Here is a 26,409-nt window from a genome sequence, read left to right as displayed (position 1 = left end):
ATTTAGTAAATTATAGCAAGCGTTCTGTCATCATGATTTCCTGGACTCCAAAAGTCCATCCAGATTGAAAGTTGTGTCGCAATATCTGCATTTTCATATTCAAAATCAACTTTAGATCCATCTTCATTATTGCCTTTTAAGTCAGACAGAAATTCATTCCATTTTTCTATTTTTTCTAAATTGGCTTCGACCACAAATTTAGGATCGTAAATTCCGTCTGTCATTAGTATTAAATAAGAGAAATCATCTACTAATTTAAAGCCGAAACGTGAAGAAAGTTTATCGCTTTGAAAAATTTCAGGCATGGTAATAAAACGTGTTCCACCACCAAATTCGCCTACATCGATAACATTCATCAATGTAATTTCGGTTAAATCTTTATTTAGCAAACCAATGGGACAATCCCCAACTCCAAAAGTTAAGATGGCATATCCGAAATCATATTTTTTAACTAAAGCAAAAATTAAAGTTGCATGAAATTTTTTCAGTTCTTCGTTATTCGCCGTCGCAAATTCTTCAATCTTTTGATTAACAAAATGAGCCGCTTTTGATAATGTATTGTAACCAAAATGACTTATTTTTTTTGATGAATCTGAATCTGTTTTATGGTAATGATGAAGTAAAATCTCGTCAAATTCTTTTAAATTTTCTTTATCTAGATTTTCTTCGAAGTACTCAATTAAAGTATCGCAAGCTAATTTTGAACCTTTTCTCGATAAAGCCGCCGAACCTGCGCCGTCTGAAACCGCCAAAACACTCCAGCCATTTGTATCAAAATTTTTGAATGCAAAATCGTCTTCTCTAAAAGAGCCCACATTGGCATGACTTCTTCCTCTTTTGGAAGCCACAACAATTTTTTTATCTAAAAAAGTACTCGCAACCGCTACATTATCTTCTTTAGCAAAAGGAGCATTTTTGTCACTTTCAATACTTTTCCAAAGTGATTTTGGGTCAGGATTTATAATTATGGTAAAAACTTTTTCGTTTAAAGGCGTTTCTTCCGATTCGCCATCAATTTTAAAAAGCATTTTTATTTTTAAATCGCCGCTTATTTTCGGATTTCCCGAAAGCACTTTTTCTTCGCGATCAAATGAAAGTCCGGTTTCTTCTAAATTTTCCATTTCGTACGAAATAATATCATCCCAACCCAATTGCATAAAATCAATTTTTGCTTGGTATGCTTTATTTACGGTACCGTTTGGCAGAAAAACAGATTGATTCGTAATATCATCTATTCGATTTATTAAGTTCCAATTTTGCATAATGATCTGCTGTTTTTCTTTTATTATTTTTACTGCTGCAATATTGTTTTCACTAGAAATAAAATCTTCAAAAAGCGATTGTTTGCCTTTTGGAATATCAATTTTATTCTGGAATAAAAAAGACTGAAGATATCTTTTGGTCTCTTCCATACGTATTATCCTTGCGTTCTGTTTACATCAAAACCACCTTCGCCATAACCGTAAGATCCTTGATTGTTACACCACGGGCATGTACTAATTTGCTCGTCGCCAATACAATGTATTTTTTCGCAAACACAAACTGCAAATGCAATTTGATTGCCGCAACATGGACAAGTTGGTGCACCAAACAATTCTTCTGTATTTACTTTTGTATTGAAATTACTATTATCAGCCAATTCAAAATAATTATTGTCAACTTGATAAGCGCCAACTAATTTGTAATTTTTTGACGTCAATTCGATTCCAGCATAAATAGATGGCGCAATATTTTTGCGGTATTTCATCAAATATGGTCTCTTAGTATTTTGACATTTTCCGCTTAAAACCACATAATTATCATCTACATATTGCTTGTTTGGTTCTTCTTTTGTCAAATCAATTTTAGAAAGCGTTTCTCCATCTAATTTTGCCAATTCAAAACCAGATGAATTATTTTCTACGCTAATACTGCTGGTTTTAATAGAATCTGTAACCCATTTAAAAAATTCTTTGTACGATTGTACATTTGTATTTTTAAAGTGAAGTACGTTTTCTGTCAACTGCCCTAATAATTTTGTATCCGTTTCGTTTCCAAATGAAACCGCAATTAAATTTGCAGTTCGCTGCCAATTATTTTTCCATTCGTTTATTGCTGCCTGCGTATCGTCTGTCGGAACTCCGTCAGTAAATAAAAAAACGATTGGTTTCCAATCTCCTTTTACTTCATAAGTCGTTTTAACAATATTATTTCTTAATTCATACATTAAATGCCCTAAACCTTTACTAAGCGATGTCCCGCTTCCAATTGGAAATCTAGGCGGATAAAAACTCACTATTTCCTGCAACGGTACTAAAGTTTTTGGCTGTCCTGCAAAAACGATGATAGAAACATAAACCGTTTCCAGAGCATGCGGATCTGTTTTTAATGCCTGAATAATAGTTGATAAACCTTCTTCAACTTGCTGAATAGGTTCTCCAACCATTGATTCTGAAATATCAATTAAAAAATATATTGGTAATCTTCTCATTTTAAAGGAATTTTAATAGCATTAAAAAAATAAATAAAAGGATAATTTGTGTCATATTAACTGCCAATCCAACGCCGACTTGAGCAGGTTTTACAAATGTTTTCAGGAAATTTAATATGGGGGAAAATATACTATTGAAAAAATCAAAATACGATTTAAACTGATGATGAAGCTTATCTTTATATGGCAATAATTTGGAATAAAAAAATAATGCAATAATCAGAATTTCAATAAGAATTTTAATTGTATACATTATGAAAGTGCCTTGATTATCTCGCTCGCTATTTCCTTAAAAGCCTCTCTTTCTGCGGTATTTTTGGTTGGATAGCCGTAAACTGCTATTCCGTTATTTGGTTGCATATAATTTATAGAGAAACAAGCGCCATAACATTTATTTCCTCCATTTAAAGGTATATCATGTTTCACTTTTAAATAAGCACAACTTTTTCTAACAATTACATCGTGGATAATAAAATCCTTTTTAATGTAATTCTGCTTTAAGATCTGCTCTACATTTTTAATATTGAAATCTTCAATACCTGTTGTCCCGTAACACATATTGATATTATCTATATTCATGGTGTCTAATATCTCATCTGAAGTTTGCTCTAAATTTTCAAGCTCATTTTCTTTTCCTTCATAATAAGCTTCATCCACTGCTGTGGCAACATGTATAAGCACTTTTGAAAATGTAAATAGCATATCAAGCATTTTTTTTAATTAAATCACAACTGTTATTTCGCTTGGCGGTGGCGGAAGCGTTACACTTTCTCCTGTTCCCTGGCTTTTATTTCCTTGTTCGATAGTTTCAGAAACCCATTTAAAAAATTGCTTTAAAGTAGAACTATCAGCAGAATCTAAATGGACAACATTGTCTGTAAGTTCCTTTAAAATACTGTCGTTGGCCATATGTCCGGCCGCACAACCTACAACTGCACCAAAATTTAAGGCTTTAATTTCTTGAATTTTTTCTCTGTAGAATTGAATATCTGATGGTTTTCCGTCTGTAAAAACAAATAATAATGGTTTCCAGTCGCCTTTTAAAATTGCAGATCCTTTTATAACTTCTGTTTTTACTTTCTGAATTACAAAATCTAAACCTGCTCCCGTATTGGTTGGACCACTTTGCGGACAAGTTATTTCAGGAAGCTGAAAATGAACCAATTCGGTTAAGGGTACAATTTCTTTTACTTCTCTGTCGTAGGTTATAATACTAATCCAAAGAGAATCTAATGCTTGCGCGTCTGAACGCAATGTATTAATCATACCACTTAAAGCATTATTCAAAGCTTGAATTGGCTCTCCGTACATTGAACCCGAAGTGTCTAGCAAAAAATATACTGGTAGTCTTCTCATAATAATTTTTAAAAACTAGTAAAACAATGAATTCGTGAACTATTAATTAGACGGTACAACCCCGCCTTTTACTGAATTTAAACCACAATGTTTAATTCAGATGGTGGCGGAGGTAATTCTTTTACATTTGTAAATTCTCTGCCTAAATCTTCAATTTTTGTAGAAGTTACACCAATTGAAGCTGTTACCCATTGAAAAAACTTGCCAATACTAGCGCTATCTGCGTTTTCTAAACTTACTACAGTATCGGTAATTTGTTTTAGAACATTGGTATCTGCACCGCCTCCCGCTGCACAAGCAACCGTAAAAGCTGTTTTTACTTTTTTAAATTCTGCCAGACCGCTTTCCCAATTATCTGTCGGAATTCCGTCAGTCATAATAAATACTAATGGTTTCCAATCGCCTTTTTGCTCTGTGGTTGTTTTTGCAACTTCAGTTTCTATTTTCTGTGCAGTCAATTTTAAAGCATCGCCTAAAGCCGTAACTCCAGTCGCTTTTAAATCAACCATTTGAAAAGATGCCAAATCGGTTAATGGAATAATCTGCTGTGCCGTACTGTCAAAAGTAATGACACTCAAAAAAGCAGTTTCTATGGCTTGCGGATTTTGTCGCAACGAACTGATCATCATTTGCACACCGTTTTTAACAGCTTCAATAGGTTCGCCAGTCATTGAACCAGATGTGTCTAAAAGTAAATATACAGGCAGTCTTCTCATGATATAACGATTTATACAGGAATATTATAGGTTGAAGTTTCAAAAGCGCTATAAATATTAGAGCTTCTTTTTAAAGTCGCTACTAAAAATGAAATAATGCATGAAAATATTACAAGTTTCTCAGCTTGATAAACAGATCTATCACCTGAGAAACTCTAATCCATGAATGTTTTCAATTTATAGGTAAGATTGAACTATTTTATGAATAGTCTGTCCTAAAAAAGTATCGTCTGTTGGATCTCCAATTGCGCTGAATTTCCATTCTCCATTACGTTTGTACAATTTACCCATAATAATAGAACGCTTGTTTACGTATTGACGGTCTGCGGCTACATTATACGACGCAAATTCAGAAACTACTTTTGTTGGAGTTCCTTCATACATTCTAATTTTTGCATAAGGAATTTGAGAAAAGTCTTCTTTTCCTGCATTATTCAAAAAGAAAAATATCTGATTTACTTTGGCATCAACTTTAGAAAGGTCAACTGTAATAATTTCATTATCCAAACCATCGTCGCCGCCTGTATCACCTGCAAGGTCATCACCGGTATGCTTCAATGCACCATCTACACTTATCAATTTACCTTTTGGCAAACCAAATTGTTGTAAAACTTCTACTCTGTAAAGTGGGGAATACAAATGATCACATAGTTTGTTTTGATCGTCGATTAATACACAGCTTAAATCTAAATCAATATCCACTACATTTTTTGATAATCCTAAAAAGCCTTTTGTTTCAATAGCTCCCCAGTTTACTCCAACACAGAAGTTGGTTAATGTTTCACCACTAGTTTTTCTTAAATCAATTTTTTGACCTTTGGTTAAGTTAATTGCCATTTGAGTTAATGTTTTAAAATTAATTATATTTATTTAAGTAATCTTGTAAACCGCCTTTCATTCCAATCCCAACAGCTTCAAATTTCCACTCTTCGTTTCTTTTGTAAATTCTACCAAATTCGACAGCCGTTTCTATAGAAAAATCTTCGTCAAGCTCATACTTAACTAACTCAACATTAGCTTGATCTAAAATTCTAATAAATGAATTTCTAATTTGTCCAAAATTTTGTCTTTTTGTATCAGCATGGTGAATGGTAACCACAAAACAGATTTCGTGAACTTCTGGAGAAATTTTAGATAAGTCGATGTATACTTTTTCATCATCGCCGTCACCATCTCCTGTTAAGTTATCACCTGCGTGAGTAACTGCTTGGTCAGGTGATTTTAAGTTATTGTAATAAATAAAATGATTGTCATTCGGAATTTTTCCATTTGCACCAACTAAAAAAACTGAAGCATCCAAATCAAAACTTGATCCTGTGCTGCTTGAATTACTATCCCATCCTAATCCAACAGTAAATTTTGGAGCATCGATACTTTGTCTTTGTCCTTTCTCTAAGTTAATTGCCATTTTATTTTTAATTAATATTAATATTCAACATTGTTTTTAAAATATTAGTCTGTTCATCAACATTCTGTAATTCATCCAGAAAATCGACAGACGAAATTTTTTCTAGATATTCATTTAGCACTTCTAAAACACTTTCAGGCAGTGTTGTTTTTATCGTACTAAGTTCATTTTTTAGGTCCGCATTTTTATTTTTCAGCCCTTTTATAATAATTTGTTTAGAAGAATCATTTTTAGAAAGATCAATTCCTTTTACAGCTTCTTCATTTAAGAAATAGAATGATTTTTCGTTAGCAACAAAAACAAATTTGTCATTAGAATCCCTGAATTCATAAACTTCTATAATCTCATTATTACAAACTAATCCGCAACAAAATTTGATCTTAAAACCTAAAATATTTAGTCGTCCTAAAAGCTTTCTTTCAAATCGTGCGTGTGCATTTTCATATACACTTTTATTAAACTGCGAAAGCTTCTCGTATTGATCAATAGTAATTTCTCTATAATATTCTGCTTGAATGCTTTGTGAGAAAGTCAACAAATCATTCCAATTGAAAAAAACATCTTTTTCTGTAACAAACAATTGATAGAGTTCTTCTATCTTTCTTGACATATTTTGAGCATGAAGCTGCAGTTGTTTTGCAAGCTTTGTCTCCCCGATTTCCGATTTTAATTTTGCTAAAATATCTTCGTTAATATAAATCTCATCTGAAATTAAAACATACTGCTGTTCTTTTGATTTTTTTAGTTTTTGAAACAAATCAATTAAACTGTTAGTATATTGAATATGAAAAAGTTCCAGTTTATTAATATCTAAAATTCTATTTTTTTCGAAGAGTTTGTGAATGATTTTTGTTCGTACCAAAACTCCAACAAGATCCTTGTGATTAAAGAAATTGGCTAACAATTCTAAAACCACTAATTTTCTATTACTCTCTTTTATTATTTCAAGATATCTTTCCTCTTCCTCCTGCATTTATTTAATTTCCAAACATTCAATTTTTATTAATCTTAGCTTACAACACCTTTTTTCAATTCTTGTTCTAGACTTTGTAAACCGGCATCAAGTTGTCTTCTGGTTTCTGCACCTTGCTCATGAATTTGCTTTACTTCTGTCAAAGTATCAATCAAAGATTTCGTTGTCATCTTAAGCGTTTCAAGAGAAACGACTGTATTTTCGTTTTCTTTAGCCACTTCAATACTATTTTGTTTCAGCATTTCAGCATTTTTCTGTAAAATAGTATTTGTTGTTTCTGATACTTTTCTTTGTACTTCTATATTTTGTTTTTGTCTTTGAAGTGCCACCGCAAGAGTAAGCTGATTTTTCCAAACTGGCATTGTTGTAGTCAGTATAGACTGTGCTTTTTCTGCAATAGAAGTATTATTGTTTTGCACAACTCTAATTTGCGCTAAAGACTGTAACATGATAAAACGTACAATCTTCATATCTGCCAGACGTTTGTCTAAACGATTGATGAAAGTTCTTTTATCTGATATTTGATAATCCTGATATTGAGCGCTATTTGCTTCCATTACAGCAAGCTCTTCGTTTAATTCTTTAAAACGAATTTGTCCTGCAATAATGTGTTTTTCCATTTCTTTGATAAGATTCACATTCCCATCAAACATAGTTTGAAGTGCGCTGTTATCTTTCACAGAATTAATCATTCCTGCTTTTACCTTATTACTGATTTTATCAATATTTACAGTAATTCTGTCGTATTCCTGAAATAATTTTTTTACGTCAATAATAAACTTATTAAGCAATGGAACTTTTGATATAAATCTTTTAAATGGACTTTGATTTAACTGCTCTACATCAATATAATTAAGTTCAGTTAATAAATCATTAATCAAACCTCCTACTTCGCCAGAATTATAAGTTCTTACATTCGTTAAGAAATTATCACTTTGTTTAGCAATAGAATTTTGAATTTCTGCACCATAATTCAGAATCGAATTGGCGTCATTTTCATTCAATTGGTTTGAAATGCTTTTATAACTATTTACTTCCGCTTCTGTAATTGAAGCTAAATTTACATTTCCATCTTTATCAATCAAAGCAGTATTCTCCTGAGTAACTAATTGATTCTCCATGATTTTTATAAGTGATTCTGTTGAATTGTAACAATAGTTTGTTCTAATTTTTTATCGCTTGTTGGTACTCCAACTGCGTTAAATTTCCATTCGTCGTTTCTTTTATAAAAAACACCTAAAATCATGGATACGTTACCGGCAAATGAAGCATCATTTGCAACATCGTAACGCGCAAATTCTTGAGTTACTCTAGTTGGAGTCCCTTCGTATATTCTGATAGATGCGAAAGGAATATCTTTAAAATCCTGACCTCTAAAACTGTTTATAAAAAACGCAACATGACTTGCAGAAGGCGTTAACTGAGAAAAATCTAAAGTGATAACTTCATTATCCAATCCGTCGTCACCATTTAAATCTCCCGTTAAATCATCTCCACTGTGTTTAATTGCACGATCATTAGAAATTAATTTTCTAAAGTTTACCGAATCAATATGATTTTTCTTGTCGTCATAAACAGCACAGCTAGCATCTAGATCTACTGCTTCTTTTTTTGTGCCAAAAAAACCTTTTTTCTCGATTGCTCCCCAATTCACACCTACACAGATGTTTACTAGTTTTGAGCCATTACTTTTTTCAAGATTAATACGTTGTCCTTTTTCTAAATTAATTGCCATATCTTAGTTATATTTATTTAAATAATCTTCCAATCCGCCTTTCATTCCAACACCCATTGCTTCAAATTTCCACTGCCCATCTTTATTGTAAATTCTTCCAAATTCAACTGCAGTTTCGATAGAGAAATCTTCTTCCAATTCATATTTAACCATTTCTGTATTGTTAGAATCATCTACAATACGAATGAATGAATTACGCACTTGTCCAAAATTCTGTCTTCTTTCTTGAGCATCATGAATTGTAACCACGATACAAACTTCTTTTACAGCGGGATTTATTTTAGTTAAATCTATTTTAATTTGCTCATCATCACCGTCTCCATCTCCTGTTAAATTATCCCCTGTGTGAATAACAGATTCGTCTGGAGCTTTTAGATTATTGTAAAAGATAAAATGAGAATCGGATAATATTTTTCCGTTAGCACCAACAATAAAAGCCGAAGCATCAAGATCGAAACTAGAACCTGTACTACTGTTGTTTGTATCCCATCCTAGACCAATTGTAAATTTTGGTGCATTAATATTTTCTCTTTGTCCTTTCTGTAAATTAATAGCCATAATCTAATCTATTTTTATTACGTTAATATTGTTTTGATATTCTAAAATCTGGTGATAATTATTACTAATTGCAAGATGAAATAATTCGTTACTTTTCTTTCTAGAAATATTAGAAATTAAATAAGCAAATTGTTTGTCATCCAGGCTTAATATATATTTTACGATTCTCGTATTGTATTGAAAATCTTCACTATTTACAATAGAGACAATGTCTTCTACGTTTTTAACCGCAAAATAATTGTAATGATTTTCTATTTTCGGATGAATCTCTTTATTAGTCAATTCTGCGTAGTAAACAAATAGAAAATCTCCTTTCACATTATACTGATCCAAAATTTTATTTACTGTATGCTCGTGGCTACCTGTTATTTTAATATCGTCTACAAAAATGCATAGTTTGCCCTCAATAAAATTACGATCGATGTAATACGTATCATTCGATATTAATTTTACTCTCTGTTCAAAATCTAAATTTCCGTAATCTGTTACGTAAGTTTGATTTCTATAAATTTTAGATTCAATACAAGCTTTTTTCCCATTTTTAAACAAATAGCTGTTTAGTTCTTTTTTAAAATAATAGCACAAAAAGTTGGATGCAGTTGGAATAGATAAATAAGGACTTGGTAAAATAACAATGTCTCTATTTGATAAAATTAAATCTTTATGTTGAGCAACAAATCCGTCAAAAAGATCTTCTGCAAATTTCTCTGCAAAAAACTTATCTCCAAATTTAAATCTGCTGTATTCTGTCTCTTTAAAAGGACAGATTTCTTCTTCAACAATTTTATGTAAACTATAGCTTATATTCACTTTTATATTTTTAATAGATGTGCATCAAAACCAAATTTTAATGCTCCATTATAATCAGCAATACTATTATCGCCAATATGTAAAACATCCTTTTTTTCTATTTTTTTATATTTATTAACTTCATCAAATACCAATTTAAAAATTTCAGTGTTTGGTTTTGAAAATCCGACTTCATCAGAATATATCTGAAATTTTAAATATTCAGCCAGATCATAATGTTCTAATATTTTTCTTAAAACCTTTCCTTTAATAAATGCTGTATTACTCAAAATATTTATCGATTTACCTTGATTAGTTACTTCTTTAAACATCTTTTCGATATCAGAATAAATTAAAACTGGCTTATACTTTAAAAATAGTTCTTCTGTATGGCTGTAAAACTCCTTTAAGCGATCTGTACCATTTTTATCAAAATCAACATTTAAAGCCGCTAAAATTAAATAATAAATTTCGTACGTATCAATATTTAATCCTGTTTTTTCGTTAATATTATTGCATAAAACATCGTAGTATCTTACGACTTCATTTACCCTTTCAATTCCATGCTCCATTTCAAAAAAGTCCTTAAATAACAGATTCCTTTTTTGTTTAAATTCTGGATTTGATTTTATTAATGTCAGCCATAAATCAAAAGAAAGATGGCTGTAATTTTTATGATTTATTTTCAAGAATCTCCTTTATTTAATTATTTCTCCCGAATAATATTTCTCTAAGAAGAAACCTAAATCAGCTCTGTAGCCAATTCCTGAAGCCTCAAATCTCCAGTTACCATTTCTCTTATATAATCTTCCGAATTCAACACCTGTTTCAATAGAAAAATCTTCTCCTAATTCATATTTAGCAATCTCCTGACCATTTGAATCGTCAACAATTCTAATATAAGAATTTCGGACCTGTCCAAAGTTTTGCTTTCTGCGCTCAAAATCTTCAATTGTAACTACAAAAAGGATTTCTTCTATTGCATCGTTAATTTTAGCTAAATCTACCTTTATCGCTTCATCATCGTCTCCATCACTATTTCCTCCAGTTGGATCATCACCTGTATGCAATAAAGCTCCATCTGGAGATGATAAATTATTATAAAAAACAAAATAGCTTTCACCTAAAAGTTTTCTATCAGCATTAATCATAATGGCTGAAGCATCTAAATCAAAATCATGGCCAGTTCCTTCATTTGGATCCCATCCTAAACCAACAGTAATATTAGAGAGGCCTATATCAATTTTTTGTCCTTTTTGTAAATTTATTGCCATTATTCTATTTTATATTAAAAAAATTAACTTGCACAATAATACGAAAAAGAAGACCATTAATAATGAGGAAAACCGTAAAAGCAAAAAAATTATCAACAAATTAAAGCACAATTCTATTAAAATTGCGTTGATTTAATTTTTACATAATAAATTATTTACCAACAAAAAATTACGACAAAGATTTATCTTAAACTAATGAGAATACAAGACCGAGCAAAAAACAAACATTATTGCTATATTTACATTTTATTCTAAAAACTCAAAATTGAAATTGTAAGCACTTTTATAAAGATTAATTCTTAGTTTACAATATTTCTAAAATTACATCAGCATTAAAATGTTTAAAAGAGGTTCCAAATTAAATAGCATTATAACAGGAAGTTGTCCAAAATGCCAAAAAGAAAGCATGTATGAAGACAAAAATCCGCTTCATTTGAGTAAGGTTCTCAAAATGAACGAGCATTGCAGCCATTGCGGATTCAAATACCAAATTGAACCTTCTTTTTTTTATGGCGCAATGTACGTTAGTTACGGATTAAATGTTGCGGTAGGAATTGCTGCTTTTATTGTTTCATTTGTCTTTTTTGGAGCCACAATCGAACAAGCCTTTATTGCAATTATCTTGACATTAGTTGCATTGTTTCCTTTTGTACTTCGTCTTTCAAGAAACTTATACATTAATATGTTTGTTTCGTACGATCCTAAGGCCGGTCAGGAATAAGAGATTTTAAATATCTTTTATGGAAGCGTTTTATATCTGCTTCTTTATCTATTGGAGTTCCGCTTTCAATATTATCATACAACATTTTCGCTAAAGCCGGTCCGAGCATTACACCACGTGTCCCTAATCCGTTAAGAAGATGAATCGATTCGTATGCTTCATGAGTACCTACCAAAGGTCTTCTGTCGGCAACTGTTGGTCTAACTCCAGCAAAATGTTTTACAATTTCAAAATCGCAGGTAATAATTTCTTTAATGCGATCTAAAAGCTCTTGTTTCCCTTCTTCGGTAGGAAGATCTGTTTTGTCATGCCAATTGTAAGTAGCTCCAACTTTAAACAAATTGCCTCCTACTGGTAAAATAAAAACACTGGTATTAACAATTAAATCCAATTTCAAATCTGGCGCTTTTATTAAAAACAGTTCCCCTTTTGTTCCATCCAAAGGGAGATAATTAAAATAAGGGTTTTTATGCAGCCCAAAACCCTCTGCAAAAATGATATGGCGTGCTTTAATATTTTTATACTGAATTCCTAAATCAAGAATTTCCAAGAAAGAACTATGGAAAGATTCTTCAAGAAGCAAATTATTTTCCTTTAAGTAGGTTTTATAGCTTTCTAATAGTTGTCCAGTTTTAACATAGCCTGTATGTAGAACTTCTCCATAATCATAAGGAGAATCAATACCTTGATACTTCTTAGTAATTAGTTTCGTTGATAAAAAAGGAGCCAAGTTTATTTTATCTGAAGCTGCAAACCAATTATTCTGTTCTTCAATTGAAAAAAACTTTCTAAGAATTGGCATTTTAAAATTGAATTTCTCGTTCAGTTTGTCTTCAACCTGTTGGTAAAACTCATTCATTAAAACCAAATGCTCTTTGGCGTTCCAGACTTCACTAAAACGCTTCAGAATAACGGGATTGTACAAACCTCCAGCAATTCTCGAAGAATTCTGAGATTTGTCATCAACAACTAAAATAGATTTATTGTTTTTTAAGGCGATTTCGGCAAAAGAAATTCCAGCCAATCCAGATCCGACGATTAAATAATCAAGCATTGTGAAGTGTATAGATAAAATAAAAAAAACTCTAACTACAAAGGTAGCAAGAGTTTTTCTTATTATGAGTTTATGAACTTAGTAATTCCACATATCTTCTTCAAAATTACGAATCTTCTCTTTTACTCTTTCAGATTCTAGCAATTGGCTTTGTGCATTATCTCTAATATAATCTTTAATCTCACGATCGCCATAGACGTTTTCTTCTTTATATATCACAGCATTAAAATGTCTTGAATTTAAAATCTGATCAAAGGAAATCGGCAAGGCGGAATTCTGTTCATTAAAAGCTTTTCCTTCATGCAGTACTTCTCGGGCATTGGGAAAGAAAACCCAGAATAGCTCAATATAATCTTTTTCATCACTATTCATAGTATAAACATCGGGCGTCACTGGGCAAATTCCCAGAAGGCGATATTTTAATGCACTTTCCCTCTTATCAAAATACCAAAATCCTTTAATTTTATATTGACTTACATCAGCCGCCGTAAGATCTTGCTTCAAAATATATTCGGCCGGAACTGTTCTAGTTGGTCCTACCGTTTGGTCTACATAATTGACTTTCTTATTTTTTCCAGAACCTGTAACCACTTTCTTCTTAACAACACGCGTTCTATAATCATCAGGATATTGATTAATAAGTTCTCTACCCGCGTCTGTTGTATCAACACGAGACAAAGATCCTTGAATGTCTTTTAAAGTCTTTTTTGTATTAAAATAACTGTCTGTATAAACTTCTGTTATTTTACCGTTTCTCATTGCTTTGGTTAGAATATCATAAAGCGAACGTCTATCTGGACCAATATTGGCCGTATCAACCGGAAAATATAACGGAAAATTTATCTTTTCATTTAAATCTATAATTTCCCAAACCATCTTTCCCATCAAAACATCTCGATCATCAACATAACCATACGCTAGAGGTTTATCATTATCAGATATCATTTGAGCGGGTGTCTTATACCCTATCTGATCAGCAGTTTTGGCATTAAGTAAATTAGACTGAGCATTAGAAGATATGCCTCCAAGAACAGTAACAATAGCGATTAATAAATTTCTTACTTTCATCATGATAATTTTTACAAGACATTAAACGAAATTTTATCATAAATATTGTTATTTTTCTTACATAAATATAAAATAATATATCTTACCTACATTAGGCAGCTATATTAACATATTGACATAAAAAAAAACTCTTACTACAAAGGTAGTAAGAGTTTTTTAATTATCATGCTATGTATCAACTTAATAGTTCCACATATCTTGTTCGAAGTTGCGAATTTTTTCTTTCACTCTTTCAGATTCCAACAACTGATTTTGTGCGTTGTCTTTCATATAATCGCTAATTGCTCTGTCTCCATAAAGATTTTCTTCTTTGTAAACAACAGCATTAAAACGTCTTGAATTTAAAATCTGATCGAATGAAATTGGAAGAGCTGAGTTGTTGTCATTGAAAGCTTTTGCTTCATGCAATGCTTCTCTGGCATTTGGGAAGAATACCCAAAACAATTCAATATAATCCTTTTCATCACTATTCATTGTATAAACGTCTGGAGTTACAGGACAAATTCCTAGTAAACGATATTTTAATTCACTTTGACGTTTATCAAAATACCAGTATCCTTTAATTTTATACTGAGTAACATCTGCAGCAGTAAGATCTTGTTTTAAGATATATTCAGCAGGAACAGTTCTTGTTGGCCCAACTGTCTCTTCAACATAAGAAACTGATTTATTTTTACCTTTACCTGAAACAACTTTTTTCTTCACAACACGTGATTTATAGTCATCTGGATATTGGTTAATTAACTCTCTACCTGCATCTGTTGTATCAATACGAGATAATGAGCCCTCGATGTCCTTCATAGATTTTTTAGTATTGAAATAACTGTCAGTATAAACTTCAGTAACTTTTCCACCTTTAATAGCTTTAGTTAAAACGTCATAAAGAGAACGTCTGTTAGGACCAATATTAGCTGTATCTACTGGAAAATATAATGGAAAGTTGATTTTTTCATTTAAATCAATGATCTCCCATGTTGTTTTTCCCATCAAGATATCTCTATCATCTACATAACCATAAGCCAATGGCTTATCATTATCAGATATTAATTGAGCAGGAGTTTTAAGTCCAATCTGAGCAGGAGTTTTAGCGTTTAGCAAATTAGATTGCGCATTAGAAGCAAAACCTCCAGCGATAGAAACAATAGCTATTAAAAAATTTCTTACTTTCATCGTGGTATCGTTATAAGATATTGAATGTAGCTTACACTACTTTATTATTGTATTTCGTAAATTACAGGAGCAGTTCTTGGTAATAAATAACTACCAGCTCCAACAAGTTTAGTTTTAATTTCAGAAATAGTAACTTGGTCTCCTTTACCTGCTCTTGAAAGTACTTGTTTACATTGTGCATTCATTTTGTTTCCTGTAACAACAACTGTAGGTTGTCCAGCAATTTTCATATTGAATCCAACAACATCTAAACCAACTTCAAAATCAAAATCAAGAAGTTTAGCTCCAATAGTAGCAATCTCTAAGTTAGATTTAGGACCTTTAACAACTCCCATCTCACCTCTAATTGTTCCTGTTGGACCAGGAATACCTTTAATTCTGAATGTTTTCTTATCAGTTACTTTGTCACCGTTTGGTAAAGTACCTGTTACAGAAATTGTAGTTTCAGTACCTTGACCTGGGCTCATGTTATATTTTCCTGGTTTTCCAGCAGAAGCTAAACCTGGAGCACTTGCAACAATTTTGTTTGCATCAACACCAGCAAAAGATACAGAGATTGGGTTAACAACTCCTCTATATACTACGTTCATTTTGTCTGCAGAAATTGTAGCAGCGTTTGGTCTTGGAACTACAACATATTTTCCAGAGAATTTTAAAGGAATATTTTTTCCATCCTCTAAGAAAGTAAATTGTCCGTTGATGTCTTGTTCTCCAACTCCACCTGCAGTTAAAGAGATAACAGCTTGTCCGTTCACAATTTGTCCTGGACCTTGAAAAGAAGTTGGTGTAGTATTTTCATCATAACGACCCAAAACAACTTTACCTGTAACTTTTTCTCCTTGGAAATAAGCATTTTTATCTAAAACAACGATTGCTTGGTAGTTGCTGTAAGAAGCAGCTGCAACTGCAGCTTTACCTAAAGCACTGTTGTAAACGTCTGTTTCAACTTTTTTAACGTCATTCTGCCAAGCTGAAAGTTTTGCAGCTGTAGCAATTGCAGGGAATCCTTTAAAGTGGTACGCTAAGTATTTTTCTTTAATCCCTTCTTTGTTTTTAACATCAGAAACATCGAATTTCTTTTCAACCTCAGAAATAATTGACGCGTATTTTTTGTCTGTTCCTAAAGCCGCTTTAATATCAGCTTTATATTTTTCGATTTTAGATATAATTTCGTTACCTTTTTTAGTGTAACCGTCTCCTGTAAACCAGTCGTCGATATTATCTCCTCTATCCATAGACTCGTAAGGCATTTTTCCTGTTGCTTTATCAACTTCGAAACCTTTAACTGCCTGAGCTTTTAGAGTAGCTATATAATCATAAAAATCTTTTGTAATTGTTTCAACTTTGTGAGCTGTTACTGCAGCAATAGCAAATTCTCCTTTTGCTTCAGCAGCTTTTTGATCTAAAGAGCTTAATAAACCAGCGTTTGACTCTATAGAACTAGTGTTTGCACCTTCGAATTTTTCATTCATCAAACCAAAAGCAGAAATTACTTCTTTTGATACGTTCATTGCTAACATTGCGATGAAAACCAGGTACATCAGGTTAATCATCTTCTGTCTAGGGGTTAATTTTCCTCCTGCCATTTTTCTTTAATTAGTTCTTATTAATAAATTTAATATTTAGTTAAAAACTAATTATCCTTTGTTACTCATTGCAGAAAGCATACCACCGTAAACACTGTTTAAAGAAGCAATGTTTGCTGTCATAGAAGCCATTTGTTCTTTTAATTTTGTAGCGTTTTCAGCAATTTCTTTGTTAGCCTCAGCATTTCTAGAAGCACTTTCCAATTGTACTTTGTACAAACCGTTTAATGATTCCATTTGAGTAGCAGCCAAAGTTAATTCATCAGAATATTTCTTTTGTCCAGCGATTGAATCTACAGTTGGAGCAATTCCTTTAGCAGCAGATTCGAAATTTTTGATGCTGTTTCCTAAACTTGACATTAATTCACCGTCAATTTTAGCTTCTTTTAATAATGTGTCTAATTTTTGAGATAATAATCCTTGAGCATCAGTTGCAGATTCAGGTTTAGCTTTTTTCTCTCTTGCTTGTCCATTAGCTAATTCTGGGTAAACTAGAGTCCAATCTAGTTCTTCTTCAACTGGTTCGAAAGCAGAAAGCGCAAAAATTAACGCCTCAGTAACTAATCCTACTGAAAGCATAACTGTACCTGTTAATGGTCCAATCTCAAAGTGAGTAATTTTGAATAACGCTCCAACGATTACCACTGCCGCTCCCATACCATAAGCGAAATTCATTGCTTTTTTACTTAATAATGCCATAATACTTTTTTTTTAGGTTTAAAATAGATTTGTTGGATATTGATAAAATTATAAAATTACTTTTTTCTGTTTCCTGTAACTTGAGTACCCATGTAATCTTGTACAGTTCTGAATCCGATATAACTTCTAGCAGAATCAGCATATTCGTGGTCACGAGTACTTACCTGTAGGAAATAAGCAACGTCTTTCCAAGAACCTCCACGAACAACTTTTCTTTGATTTTTACCATCAATTACGTTTGGATTCATTGTAGAAACATATTCGTATGCGTTTGGATTGTAAGCTGAATCTGTCCACTCTGAAACGTTTCCTGCCATATTGTATAATCCATAACCATTTACGTCATATGATTTTGCTTCTACTGTATATAAAGCTTCATCAGCAGCATAATCTCCTCTACTTGGTTTAAAGTTTGCTAAGAAACAACCTCTATCACTTTTAGTATAAGGACCTCCCCAAGGGTAAGTAGCAGATTCCAGACCTCCTCTAGCAGCGTATTCCCACTCTGCCTCAGTTGGTAATCTGAAAGAGTTTACAAGATCACGTCCTTTTTTCTTAGATTTAATATAACTGTTTTTGTTTAAAGTTCTCCAAGCACAGAATGCTTTAGCTTGCTTCCAAGTAACACCAACTACAGGATAATCTCCATAAGCTTTGTGCCAGAAATAATCGTTGTGCATTGGCTCATTATATGAGTAAGCGAAATCTTTGATCCAAACTGCAGTATCAGGATAAACATTTACCTGTTCTGTTTTTACGAAATCACTTCTTTTTCCAACTTTAGCTTTTGCAGCAGCTTGAATATCCATCCAAGAATAACGGAATTTCAACTTATTTACATCAATTGTTCTTAAACCATTGTATGATTCTTCAATTGGCAAATACATAGAATCCATTACTTCAGCGTAATACTCATCTGGATATGCTTTTGTATCTTTAATTAACTTAACTTTTCTGTTTAATTTTCTTCCAGCATATGGATCATCCTTAGTACCAACACTATAGTAGTTGTCATACATATATTTATCATAAGCTGTCATTTTTTCTGGATCAGAATCATTAAAAGCGTAATCAGCAATGCTTCCGCCTTTTTTACCTTTTCCATCAGTAGCTTTCTGTCCAGTTTCATCTGCTAAGATTGCTAAACGAACTCTCATTGTAGAATCTTTCACCCATTCTACGAATTGACGATATTCACTATTTGTAATTTCTGTTTCATCCATATAGAATGAACGCACGGTTACAGTTTTAGTTGGAGCATCTTCTACGTTAGCTAAATCAGCATCTGATTTACCCATAATAAAAGATCCGCCCGGAACTAATGTCATTCCATAAGGCTTCTCGGGATGCCATTTCCCTCCTGTAACACCAACTAATTCACCTTTGTCACCTGACTTACCACAGCCGATTACTAGTGTTAACATTGCTGCAAATGCAATAAACTTCTTCATATAAATTTGGGATTATCTATTCATTATTAAAAGTCCGTAAACGTATTTATTATTTATCTAAAAAACAATACTACTTGCGAATTTATTTTACCGTTCAAAAATAATGTTAAATAAAATAAAAAAAAAATATTTTATCGATAAACTGTTCTAAAAAATCGATGTAAAACGTTAATTTTTATATATTACACGTATTTTCTTACTAATTAATTTTAACTATTTTAAACAAGTTTTAAAAATTTAAGATTTCGCTTAAATTTTCGAACTACAAAGCGTTTTTTCGTTGCGCTTTCCACCATCTTTCCGGCAATTCTTGATTGCAAGCTGACAAATATTCGTCGTAAGAACAGGGTAATAACGTATTTCTTTTCAATTTATTGTTGCCGTTTGATTCAAATGGAATTTCTATCCACCAACGATCTGTTTTGTCACTTTTATAGAATATCAATTCTTCATCATCCAACGGAACTATATACTTTAAATAGTTTGCTCGGCTTCCAAATGGATATTCTTTTGAGCGATAGTGATAGCCTTCAATAAAATACCAAACAATCTGAGCAATAATAGCCGACTCCGCCGTTGTACTGTTATGATTAAATATTCCAAATGAAGAAACTTTATCACTAATACCAGCATATCTTGCTAAAGCACAAATTTCTTTTCCATTAAATCCGTTTGGCTCAAAAGTAACCATATTTGCTGAAGCAGAAGACTTTACAGAATTCAAATCAATACTAACCAAGTCTGCATCTCTGAAAACTGGCTCAGCCAAAGTGATTTTGTTTGAAATTTCGCCCAATCGATATGCATCAAAGAATAACTTTTCGATTAGATCAATTTCTTCTTGCGAATTATAATAGGTCTGATATCCTATATTACAGTAATTGAAAAGGTTATTTGGTTCATCAATAATAATTTTTGTCAAGTACGAATTAGCCGAAACTGATTCATTTTCCTTACCAAAATCAAATCTATTATCAACTGCAACCAAATTTACCATTTGCTCTAAATCATCGTAAGCACGATACAAAGCATAGGTCAAATCCTGAGAACCTCCCAGGACTATAGGAATGACTTTATTCTTAATTAATGTAGCCGTAACCTTCTTTAATGCATAATAAGTATCCTCTACAGAATCGCCTGCAAGTATATCTCCAAGGTCTGCAATTGAAGCATCCCAGTTGCCAGGAAACATTCCATAAAGCTTTTTACGCACAGCAGAAAGATTAACTTCGTTAATCATATTGATATTTGTACGGTCTTCTAAAACACCAATTATAGCAATATTAATCTGTGCAATATCAGGAAACTGATCTTGGGTATGAAAGACAACTTTGCTTCCAAGCTCTTGTGAAGACAGTGCGCCGACGAATTTTACAATTGCGTCATTAACTGGTTCTAGAAAATCAAATTCCATTTATACTTATTTCTTTTTAGCAGCTGTTTTTTTAGCTGGAGCTTTTTTAGCCGTTGTTGTTTTTTTAGCAGCAGTTTTCTTTGCTGGTGTTTTTGCCGCGATCATTTCTTGAACTTGAGCCAATGTTAATTTCGTTGCATCAACATCTTTACTTAATTCAATTTTGATTTTTCCTTTCAGAATCACAGAGCGTCCCCAACGGGCTTTTTCTACTACAATTCCTTCTTCTTCCCAATTATGGATAACCTTATCAATGTTTTTCTGAAGTTTGTCCTCGATCAACTCTTCAACATCAGCTTGAGAAAGATTATCAAAATTATATTTCTTGCTTACGTTTACAAAAAGTCCGTTCCATTTAATGAATGGTCCAAAACGTCCCACTCCTTTTTGAACAGCTTCTCCTTTATAAACTGCAATTGGCGCATCAGCTAGTGCTTTTTCGTCAATTAATTCCTGAGCTCTTTCTTTAGAAATACTTAGCGGATCTTCTCCTCTAGGCAGTGAAATAAAAACGCTTCCGTGACGAACGTAAGGACCGTAACGACCATTGCTCACTTCCACTTCTTCTCCTTTATATTCACCTAAACTTTTTGGAAGCAAGAACAAATTCAAAGCTTCTTCTAATGTTATGTTTCCAATATTCTGATCTGCCATTAAGCTAGCAAACTTTTTATCTTCATCGTCTGCTTCTCCAATTTGAGCCATTGGTCCAAATTTTCCTAAACGAACAGAAACTTGTCTTCCGTCTGCATCTTTTCCTAGAATTCTTTCACCACTTTCACGTTCAGCATTTGCTTCAACTTCTTTTACATTTGGGTGAAATTTGTTGTAGAAATCCTGCATCATTTTTGCCCAGTCAATATTTCCTTCGGCAATTTCATCAAAATCTTGCTCAACTTTTGCAGTAAAATTATAATCTAGAATATTTCCGAAATTCTTCACTAAGAAATCTGTAACGATAGTTCCGATATCTGTTGGAACCAATTTTCCTTTATCAGAACCTGTATTTTCTTTTAGAAGCTTCTCTCCTACTTTACTATTCTGCAAAGTAAGTTGTGTATAATTACGTTCTACACCTTCAAGAGTTCCTTTTTCTACGTAATTTCTATTAATAATTGTAGAAATAGTTGGTGCATATGTAGATGGACGACCAATTCCAAGTTCCTCTAATTTTTTAACCAAAGATGCCTCAGTGTAACGGGCAGGCGGTCTTGAATATCGTTCTGTGGCTGTAATATAATTATTCGCCAGTTTTTCGTTTACTTTTAAAGCCGGAAGCATTCCTTCTTGCTCTTCCTCATCATCATCATGACCTTCTAAGTACACCTTTAAGAAACCTTCAAAAAGCAATACTTCTCCAGAAGCTGTAAAAATTTCGCTGTGATTATCTGCTTCGATTTTTACATTTGTTCTTTCCAATTGTGCGTCGCTCATTTGCGAAGCCAAAGTTCTTTTCCAGATCAAATCGTATAAGCGAGCTTGGTCACGGTCAATATTTACGGTGTGAAGAGACATATCAGTTGGACGAATTGCTTCGTGCGCTTCTTGTGCTCCTTTACTTTTATTAGCAAAAACTCTTGGTTTAGAAAATTCTTTCCCGTAAGATTTGATAATTTCTGCTTGTGCAGCATCCATTGCTTCTTTAGAAAGGTTTACCGAGTCGGTTCTCATATAAGTAATAAGTCCGGCTTCGTATAGACGCTGTGCTAATTGCATGGTAATTCCAACTGGCAAGTACAATTTTCTTGCTGCTTCTTGCTGCAATGTAGAAGTTGTAAAAGGTGCTGTTGGAGATTTTTTGGTAGGTTTAGTTTCTAAATCAGCTACCTTATATTTAGAACCGATGTTTTGATTTAAGAAATCTTCGGCTTCTTTTTTAGTATTGAAGTTTTTTGGAAGTTTTGCTTTGAAAGCTTTTCCTGCTTCATTTACAAATTCTGCAACAATTGAGTACGTTGCAACTGCATTAAAGTTTTGAATTTCGCGTTCTCTTTCCACAATCAAACGTACAGAAACTGACTGTACACGACCTGCTGAAAGTCCGCCTTTAATTTTTCTCCATAAAACTGGAGATAATTCATAACCCACTAAACGGTCTAAAACACGACGTGCTTGTTGTGCGTTTACTAAATTATAATCAATTTCTCTTGGATTGTTGATTGCCTTAAGAATCGCAGATTTTGTGATCTCGTGAAAAACAATTCGTTTGGTCTTTTTTCTATCTAGCTTTAATTCTTCCGCCAAGTGCCATGAAATAGCCTCTCCCTCGCGGTCCTCATCGGATGCTAACCAAACCGTTTCGGCATTTTTAGAAAGTGACTTCAGCTTCGTTACCAAGGCTTTTTTATCCGGAGAAACTTCATATTTAGGTTTAAAACCATTTTCTACATCTACTCCTATTTCCTTTGATGGTAAGTCCGCTATGTGTCCATAACTTGACTCCACCTGAAAATCACTCCCAAGAAATTTCTCGATCGTTTTCGCCTTTGCAGGTGACTCCACTATTACTAAATTCTTTGCCATTGCTCTATTTTTCTGCAACAAAAGTATTTATTTTTTTTAAATATTAACCTTACGAATGCATTTTTGAGGTATTTTGATATTATGAAACTTAAAATTGCAGATTTATCTGTAATAATCTCGATAATATATATAGGTATAACTTTTAGTGATTTTTAACCAAGAAATCCCTTTTAATTTTAGATTTCAGAGCTAAAATTTTAAATTGTAAAAAACATTTCTTAAAATCTACGATTTAATTTGCAACTTACTTTAGTTAAGTTTTCTTTTGAAATCGAATTTCCTAGCCCAGATTGCAACGGAAAGCCCGGAGTAAAAAAAAGCAAAAGTTTCTTGTTTTAAAAAAGCGACCAAAGGAAGCTCTTTTTATAACATTAGAAACTTTGCTTTTTTTATGAGGACTTGAAGTGGAAAGCTGGAAATAGCTCCTAAAATATTGTAAAAACGTAAAAGAGAAATGTAAAATACTATTAATCAACATTTCTCAAAACATTGTTAATTCTTTATCTGACATCTTGTCATATTAGATTCAATTACCCTATCTTTGCACTTTGAATTTTTACAATGGAAAAGATTATTGAAGAAAGCAAACAGGGCGAAAGTCTTGTTTTGGAAAATAAACCTGAGAATACTAAAAAACTATTTATAGAAAGTTACGGTTGTGCGATGAATTTTTCGGACAGTGAAGTCGTAGCTTCCATCTTGTCTGACGGAGGTTATAACACTACTTCTGTTCTAGAAGAGGCCGATTTGGTTTTGGTCAACACTTGCTCTATTAGAGATAAAGCAGAACAGACTATTCGCAAGCGTTTAGAGAAATACAATGCAGTAAAACGCACGAATCCAAAAATGAAGGTAGGCGTTTTGGGCTGTATGGCGGAGCGTTTGAAAAGCCAATTTCTAGAAGAAGAAAAAATCGTTGACTTAGTTGTTGGTCCAGATGCTTATAAAGATCTTCCGAATTTATTGGCTGAAGTTGAAGAAGGACGTGATGCCATTAATGTAATTTTATCAAAAGAAGAAACGTATGGAGATATTTCACCCGTACGTTTAATGAGTAACGGAATTACAGCTTTGGTTTCGATTACTCGTGGATGCGATAATATGTGTACGTTCTGTGTTGTGCCTTTTACACGCGGACGCGAACGCAGTCGTGAACCACAGAGTATTATGGCTGAAATTCAGGATTTATGGAACAAAGGCTATAAAGAAGTTACTCTTTTAGGCCAAAACGTTGACAGCTACCTTTGGTATGGCGGCGGTTTGAAAAAGGATTTTGTAAACGCTTCTGAAATGCAGAAAGCAACTGCGGTTGATTTTGATCAATTGCTAGAAATGGTTGCTGTTGGTTTTCCAAAAATGCGTATTCGATTTTCGACTTCTAATCCGCAGGATATGCACGAAAGCATTCTGCATGTTATTGCGAAATATCCAAACATCTGTAAACATATTCACTTACCGGTTCAATCTGGAAGTAATAGAATTTTAAAAGAAATGAATCGTCTGCATTCTCGTGAAGAATATATGGCTTTGATTGATAAAATTAAGGCAATTATTCCTGATGCTTCGATTTCGCAAGATATGATTGCTGGTTTCCCAACAGAAACTGAAGAAGACCACCAAGATACAATGAGCTTGATGGAATATGTAAAATATAATTTCGGTTATATGTATTCGTATTCTGAGCGCCCTGGAACTTTGGCAGGGAGAAAAATGAAAGATGATGTGGAGGAAGAAACTAAAGCAAGAAGATTACAAGAAATCGTTGATTTACAACAAAAACATGCTTGGTTTAGAAGCGAAGAATTTGTTGGAAAAACAGTTGAAGTTTTAGTCGAAAAAGTTTCTAAAAAATCCAAAGAAGAATTCTCAGGAAGAAACTCTCAAAGCATCACAGTAGTTTTTCCAAAGGAGAATTATAAGATTGGAGATTTCGTAAACGTAAAAATCACAAGCTGTACTAGCGGAACTTTAAAAGGTGAAGCAGTAGGATATTCTGATATGAATTAAATTGTTTCAGGTTTCAAGTTTCAGGTTATTTCCGTAACTTGAAAATAAAAATCTGAAACAAAACTATAAGCCAAAACTATAAGCCAAAAGTTTAAAAGTTAAAGGTTAACGGTTAAAACTTGAAACCTGAAACAAACAAAAACTTGAAACAAAAAACTATGGAAACAGTTCAAGCAATAAAACAGCGATTTGAGATTATTGGTAATGATCCAAAATTAAATCGTGCTATCGAAAAAGCCATTCAGGTTGCTCCAACTGATATTTCGGTTATGGTAACTGGGGAAAGTGGTGTTGGTAAAGAAAATATTCCTAGAATTATACATTCGCTTTCGCACAGAAAGCATGGTAAATATATTGCCGTAAACTGTGGTGCAATTCCGGAAGGAACAATTGACAGTGAACTTTTTGGTCACGAAAAAGGAGCTTTTACAGGCGCAACAAGCACGCGTGAAGGTTATTTTGAAGTGGCTGATGGCGGAACAATATTTCTTGATGAAGTTGGAGAATTACCATTAACAACTCAAGTAAGATTACTTCGTGTTTTGGAAAATGGTGAATTTATAAAAGTAGGATCTTCTCAGGTTCAAAAAACGAATGTGAGAATTGTTGCAGCAACCAACGTGAATTTATTTAATGCTATTGAAAAAGGTAAATTCCGTGAAGATTTGTATTATCGTTTAAGCACAGTCGAAATTACTTTACCTCCATTAAGAGAAAGAAACGACGATATCCATTTGTTGTTTAGAAAGTTTGTAGCCGATTTTGCTCATAAATACAAAATGCCTCCTTTAAGACTGGATGATGATGCTGTTCAGCTTTTACAGAAATTCAGATGGAGCGGAAATATTCGTCAGCTTCGAAATGTGGCAGAACAAATTTCAGTTTTAGAAACTAATCGTGATATTACCTTAGCTACTTTACAATCTTATTTGCCTGCCGAAGGAAGCAATTTACCTTCAGTTATTAACGACAGCAAAAAAGAAAGTGATTTTAGTACCGAAAGAGATATTTTGTACAAAGTGCTTTTTGATATGAGAAGCGATTTGAACGACTTGAAAAAACTGACTCTCGAATTGATGAAAAATGGGACTTCTAAAGTTCAAGACATTAACCCGAATTTGATCCAGAAAATTTACGGAAATCAGCAAAATGATAGCGAGATTGATTTTGAAGAAGAGCCAAGAACCGCTGTTGTGACCTCTCCTGTTGTTCGTGAAGATAATTATCAGATGCAAGACGATAATTATTTATTTGCTGAAACTATCGAGGAGGAAGAAATTTTACGTTTGGAGCAGAAAGAAATCGAAATGATCAAAAAATCATTAGAAAAAAATAAAGGAAAACGTAAAGCCGCTGCTGATGAATTAGGTATCTCTGAAAGAACTTTATACCGTAAAATCAAGCAATTCGACCTATAATAAATCTCAATTTTTAAAT

Annotated in this window: 25 protein-coding genes; 3 read left to right on the top strand and 22 right to left on the bottom strand. The window is 32.8% G+C overall.

Annotation, left to right across the window (positions count from 1 at the left end):
• Positions 1-2 precede the first annotated feature (2 nt).
• The 14 genes from QLQ95_RS12880 to QLQ95_RS12815 form a co-directional block, all read right to left on the bottom strand.
• The gene (locus QLQ95_RS12880; RefSeq protein ID WP_482500222.1) at positions 3-1,412 is read right to left on the bottom strand and encodes a PP2C family serine/threonine-protein phosphatase; all 1,410 of its coding nucleotides are present in this window, start codon (positions 1,410-1,412) and stop codon (positions 3-5) included.
• 5 nt (positions 1,413-1,417) lie between these two features.
• On the bottom strand, positions 1,418-2,470 hold the full coding sequence (locus QLQ95_RS12875) for a TerY-C metal binding domain-containing protein (protein ID WP_320492858.1): 1,053 nt from the start codon (positions 2,468-2,470) through the stop codon (positions 1,418-1,420).
• 252 nt (positions 2,471-2,722) lie between these two features.
• Positions 2,723-3,172 carry a hypothetical protein gene (locus QLQ95_RS12870; RefSeq protein ID WP_141248123.1) on the bottom strand — a complete coding sequence of 150 codons (450 nt, stop codon included), beginning with the start codon at positions 3,170-3,172 and terminating at the stop codon, positions 2,723-2,725.
• Between the two features lie 18 nt (positions 3,173-3,190).
• The gene (locus tag QLQ95_RS12865; protein WP_482500221.1) at positions 3,191-3,826 is read right to left on the bottom strand and encodes a vWA domain-containing protein; all 636 of its coding nucleotides are present in this window, start codon (positions 3,824-3,826) and stop codon (positions 3,191-3,193) included.
• Between the two features lie 77 nt (positions 3,827-3,903).
• Complete coding sequence (locus QLQ95_RS12860; RefSeq protein WP_482500220.1) at positions 3,904-4,542, bottom strand: vWA domain-containing protein; 639 nt, start codon at positions 4,540-4,542, stop codon at positions 3,904-3,906.
• 177 nt (positions 4,543-4,719) lie between these two features.
• Complete coding sequence (locus QLQ95_RS12855) at positions 4,720-5,379, bottom strand: TerD family protein (protein ID WP_095928645.1); 660 nt, start codon at positions 5,377-5,379, stop codon at positions 4,720-4,722.
• A 19-nt stretch (positions 5,380-5,398) separates the two neighbouring features.
• A complete protein-coding gene (locus QLQ95_RS12850; protein ID WP_095928644.1) occupies positions 5,399-5,950 on the bottom strand; it encodes a TerD family protein in 552 nt (183 codons plus the stop codon).
• A 7-nt stretch (positions 5,951-5,957) separates the two neighbouring features.
• A complete protein-coding gene (locus QLQ95_RS12845; RefSeq protein ID WP_095928643.1) occupies positions 5,958-6,923 on the bottom strand; it encodes a hypothetical protein in 966 nt (321 codons plus the stop codon).
• Between the two features lie 35 nt (positions 6,924-6,958).
• Positions 6,959-8,044 carry a toxic anion resistance protein gene (locus QLQ95_RS12840; protein WP_095928642.1) on the bottom strand — a complete coding sequence of 362 codons (1,086 nt, stop codon included), beginning with the start codon at positions 8,042-8,044 and terminating at the stop codon, positions 6,959-6,961.
• A 5-nt stretch (positions 8,045-8,049) separates the two neighbouring features.
• On the bottom strand, positions 8,050-8,658 hold the full coding sequence (locus tag QLQ95_RS12835; RefSeq protein ID WP_095928641.1) for a TerD family protein: 609 nt from the start codon (positions 8,656-8,658) through the stop codon (positions 8,050-8,052).
• A gap of 3 nt (positions 8,659-8,661) precedes the next feature.
• On the bottom strand, positions 8,662-9,216 hold the full coding sequence (locus tag QLQ95_RS12830; protein WP_095928640.1) for a TerD family protein: 555 nt from the start codon (positions 9,214-9,216) through the stop codon (positions 8,662-8,664).
• Between the two features lie 3 nt (positions 9,217-9,219).
• The gene (locus tag QLQ95_RS12825; RefSeq protein WP_095928639.1) at positions 9,220-10,026 is read right to left on the bottom strand and encodes a phosphoribosyltransferase family protein; all 807 of its coding nucleotides are present in this window, start codon (positions 10,024-10,026) and stop codon (positions 9,220-9,222) included.
• Positions 10,027-10,028: 2 nt separating this feature from the next.
• Entirely contained in the window at positions 10,029-10,694 is a 666-nt protein-coding gene (locus tag QLQ95_RS12820) for an HAD family hydrolase (RefSeq protein WP_095928638.1), read from the bottom strand.
• Between the two features lie 9 nt (positions 10,695-10,703).
• On the bottom strand, positions 10,704-11,279 hold the full coding sequence (locus QLQ95_RS12815) for a TerD family protein (RefSeq protein ID WP_095928637.1): 576 nt from the start codon (positions 11,277-11,279) through the stop codon (positions 10,704-10,706).
• Between the two features lie 337 nt (positions 11,280-11,616).
• On the opposite strand from QLQ95_RS12815, the gene QLQ95_RS12810 reads away from it, so the two are divergent.
• Positions 11,617-12,000, top strand: a complete 384-nt coding sequence (locus QLQ95_RS12810) for a DUF983 domain-containing protein (protein WP_095928636.1) — start codon at positions 11,617-11,619, stop codon at positions 11,998-12,000.
• Here QLQ95_RS12810 and QLQ95_RS12805 read toward each other — a convergent pair.
• The 8 genes from QLQ95_RS12805 to topA form a co-directional block, all read right to left on the bottom strand.
• On the bottom strand, positions 11,981-13,054 hold the full coding sequence (locus QLQ95_RS12805) for an NAD(P)/FAD-dependent oxidoreductase (protein WP_095928635.1): 1,074 nt from the start codon (positions 13,052-13,054) through the stop codon (positions 11,981-11,983). The genes QLQ95_RS12810 and QLQ95_RS12805 overlap by 20 nt on opposite strands.
• Before the next feature lie 78 nt (positions 13,055-13,132).
• Positions 13,133-14,122 carry a type IX secretion system ring subunit PorN/GldN gene (gene porN / locus QLQ95_RS12800; RefSeq protein ID WP_095928634.1) on the bottom strand — a complete coding sequence of 330 codons (990 nt, stop codon included), beginning with the start codon at positions 14,120-14,122 and terminating at the stop codon, positions 13,133-13,135.
• Positions 14,123-14,302: 180 nt separating this feature from the next.
• Positions 14,303-15,292, bottom strand: a complete 990-nt coding sequence (gene porN, locus QLQ95_RS12795; protein WP_095928633.1) for a type IX secretion system ring subunit PorN/GldN — start codon at positions 15,290-15,292, stop codon at positions 14,303-14,305.
• Between the two features lie 44 nt (positions 15,293-15,336).
• Entirely contained in the window at positions 15,337-16,878 is a 1,542-nt protein-coding gene (gene porM / locus QLQ95_RS12790) for a type IX secretion system motor protein PorM/GldM (RefSeq protein WP_095928632.1), read from the bottom strand.
• A gap of 51 nt (positions 16,879-16,929) precedes the next feature.
• Positions 16,930-17,577 carry a type IX secretion system motor protein PorL/GldL gene (gene porL / locus QLQ95_RS12785; protein WP_095928631.1) on the bottom strand — a complete coding sequence of 216 codons (648 nt, stop codon included), beginning with the start codon at positions 17,575-17,577 and terminating at the stop codon, positions 16,930-16,932.
• A 56-nt stretch (positions 17,578-17,633) separates the two neighbouring features.
• A complete protein-coding gene (gene porK, locus QLQ95_RS12780) occupies positions 17,634-19,028 on the bottom strand; it encodes a T9SS ring complex lipoprotein PorK/GldK (RefSeq protein ID WP_095928630.1) in 1,395 nt (464 codons plus the stop codon).
• 262 nt (positions 19,029-19,290) lie between these two features.
• Positions 19,291-20,442 carry a formimidoylglutamase gene (locus QLQ95_RS12775; protein ID WP_320492854.1) on the bottom strand — a complete coding sequence of 384 codons (1,152 nt, stop codon included), beginning with the start codon at positions 20,440-20,442 and terminating at the stop codon, positions 19,291-19,293.
• A 6-nt stretch (positions 20,443-20,448) separates the two neighbouring features.
• Complete coding sequence (gene topA / locus QLQ95_RS12770; protein ID WP_482504051.1) at positions 20,449-22,965, bottom strand: type I DNA topoisomerase; 2,517 nt, start codon at positions 22,963-22,965, stop codon at positions 20,449-20,451.
• A 561-nt stretch (positions 22,966-23,526) separates the two neighbouring features.
• Here topA and miaB point away from each other — a divergent pair.
• Positions 23,527-24,972, top strand: a complete 1,446-nt coding sequence (miaB, locus tag QLQ95_RS12765; RefSeq protein ID WP_482504050.1) for a tRNA (N6-isopentenyl adenosine(37)-C2)-methylthiotransferase MiaB — start codon at positions 23,527-23,529, stop codon at positions 24,970-24,972.
• A gap of 158 nt (positions 24,973-25,130) precedes the next feature.
• Positions 25,131-26,390 (top strand): sigma-54 interaction domain-containing protein, encoded by a 1,260-nt coding sequence (locus QLQ95_RS12760; RefSeq protein WP_095928623.1) that lies wholly within the window; start codon positions 25,131-25,133, stop codon positions 26,388-26,390.
• The last annotated feature ends 19 nt before the right edge of the window (positions 26,391-26,409 follow it).

It is taken from the genome of Flavobacterium sp. B330r, assembly GCF_056824325.1.
The sequence above is the reverse complement of the archived record's forward strand: the minus strand, read 5'-3'. Positions and strand labels throughout refer to the sequence as shown.

What these genes read in the sequence shown, in the direction of transcription:
- QLQ95_RS12880 (WP_482500222.1), bottom strand. Translation starts at nt 1,412, where the DNA reads ATGGAAGAGACCAAAAGATATCTTCAGTCTTTTTTATTCCAGAATAAA.
- QLQ95_RS12875 (WP_320492858.1), bottom strand. Translation starts at nt 2,470, where the DNA reads ATGAGAAGATTACCAATATATTTTTTAATTGATATTTCAGAATCAATG.
- QLQ95_RS12870 (WP_141248123.1), bottom strand. Translation starts at nt 3,172, where the DNA reads ATGCTATTTACATTTTCAAAAGTGCTTATACATGTTGCCACAGCAGTG.
- QLQ95_RS12865 (WP_482500221.1), bottom strand. Translation starts at nt 3,826, where the DNA reads ATGAGAAGACTACCAGTATATTTTTTGCTAGACACTTCGGGTTCAATG.
- QLQ95_RS12860 (WP_482500220.1), bottom strand. Translation starts at nt 4,542, where the DNA reads ATGAGAAGACTGCCTGTATATTTACTTTTAGACACATCTGGTTCAATG.
- QLQ95_RS12855 (WP_095928645.1), bottom strand. Translation starts at nt 5,379, where the DNA reads ATGGCAATTAACTTAACCAAAGGTCAAAAAATTGATTTAAGAAAAACT.
- QLQ95_RS12850 (WP_095928644.1), bottom strand. Translation starts at nt 5,950, where the DNA reads ATGGCAATTAACTTAGAGAAAGGACAAAGACAAAGTATCGATGCTCCA.
- QLQ95_RS12845 (WP_095928643.1), bottom strand. Translation starts at nt 6,923, where the DNA reads ATGCAGGAGGAAGAGGAAAGATATCTTGAAATAATAAAAGAGAGTAAT.
- QLQ95_RS12840 (WP_095928642.1), bottom strand. Translation starts at nt 8,044, where the DNA reads ATGGAGAATCAATTAGTTACTCAGGAGAATACTGCTTTGATTGATAAA.
- QLQ95_RS12835 (WP_095928641.1), bottom strand. Translation starts at nt 8,658, where the DNA reads ATGGCAATTAATTTAGAAAAAGGACAACGTATTAATCTTGAAAAAAGT.
- QLQ95_RS12830 (WP_095928640.1), bottom strand. Translation starts at nt 9,216, where the DNA reads ATGGCTATTAATTTACAGAAAGGACAAAGAGAAAATATTAATGCACCA.
- QLQ95_RS12815 (WP_095928637.1), bottom strand. Translation starts at nt 11,279, where the DNA reads ATGGCAATAAATTTACAAAAAGGACAAAAAATTGATATAGGCCTCTCT.
- QLQ95_RS12810 (WP_095928636.1), top strand. Translation starts at nt 11,617, where the DNA reads ATGTTTAAAAGAGGTTCCAAATTAAATAGCATTATAACAGGAAGTTGT.
- QLQ95_RS12805 (WP_095928635.1), bottom strand. Translation starts at nt 13,054, where the DNA reads ATGCTTGATTATTTAATCGTCGGATCTGGATTGGCTGGAATTTCTTTT.
- porN (WP_095928634.1), bottom strand. Translation starts at nt 14,122, where the DNA reads ATGAAAGTAAGAAATTTATTAATCGCTATTGTTACTGTTCTTGGAGGC.
- porN (WP_095928633.1), bottom strand. Translation starts at nt 15,292, where the DNA reads ATGAAAGTAAGAAATTTTTTAATAGCTATTGTTTCTATCGCTGGAGGT.
- porM (WP_095928632.1), bottom strand. Translation starts at nt 16,878, where the DNA reads ATGGCAGGAGGAAAATTAACCCCTAGACAGAAGATGATTAACCTGATG.
- porL (WP_095928631.1), bottom strand. Translation starts at nt 17,577, where the DNA reads ATGGCATTATTAAGTAAAAAAGCAATGAATTTCGCTTATGGTATGGGA.
- porK (WP_095928630.1), bottom strand. Translation starts at nt 19,028, where the DNA reads ATGAAGAAGTTTATTGCATTTGCAGCAATGTTAACACTAGTAATCGGC.
- QLQ95_RS12775 (WP_320492854.1), bottom strand. Translation starts at nt 20,442, where the DNA reads ATGGAATTTGATTTTCTAGAACCAGTTAATGACGCAATTGTAAAATTC.
- topA (WP_482504051.1), bottom strand. Translation starts at nt 22,965, where the DNA reads ATGGCAAAGAATTTAGTAATAGTGGAGTCACCTGCAAAGGCGAAAACG.
- miaB (WP_482504050.1), top strand. Translation starts at nt 23,527, where the DNA reads ATGGAAAAGATTATTGAAGAAAGCAAACAGGGCGAAAGTCTTGTTTTG.
- QLQ95_RS12760 (WP_095928623.1), top strand. Translation starts at nt 25,131, where the DNA reads ATGGAAACAGTTCAAGCAATAAAACAGCGATTTGAGATTATTGGTAAT.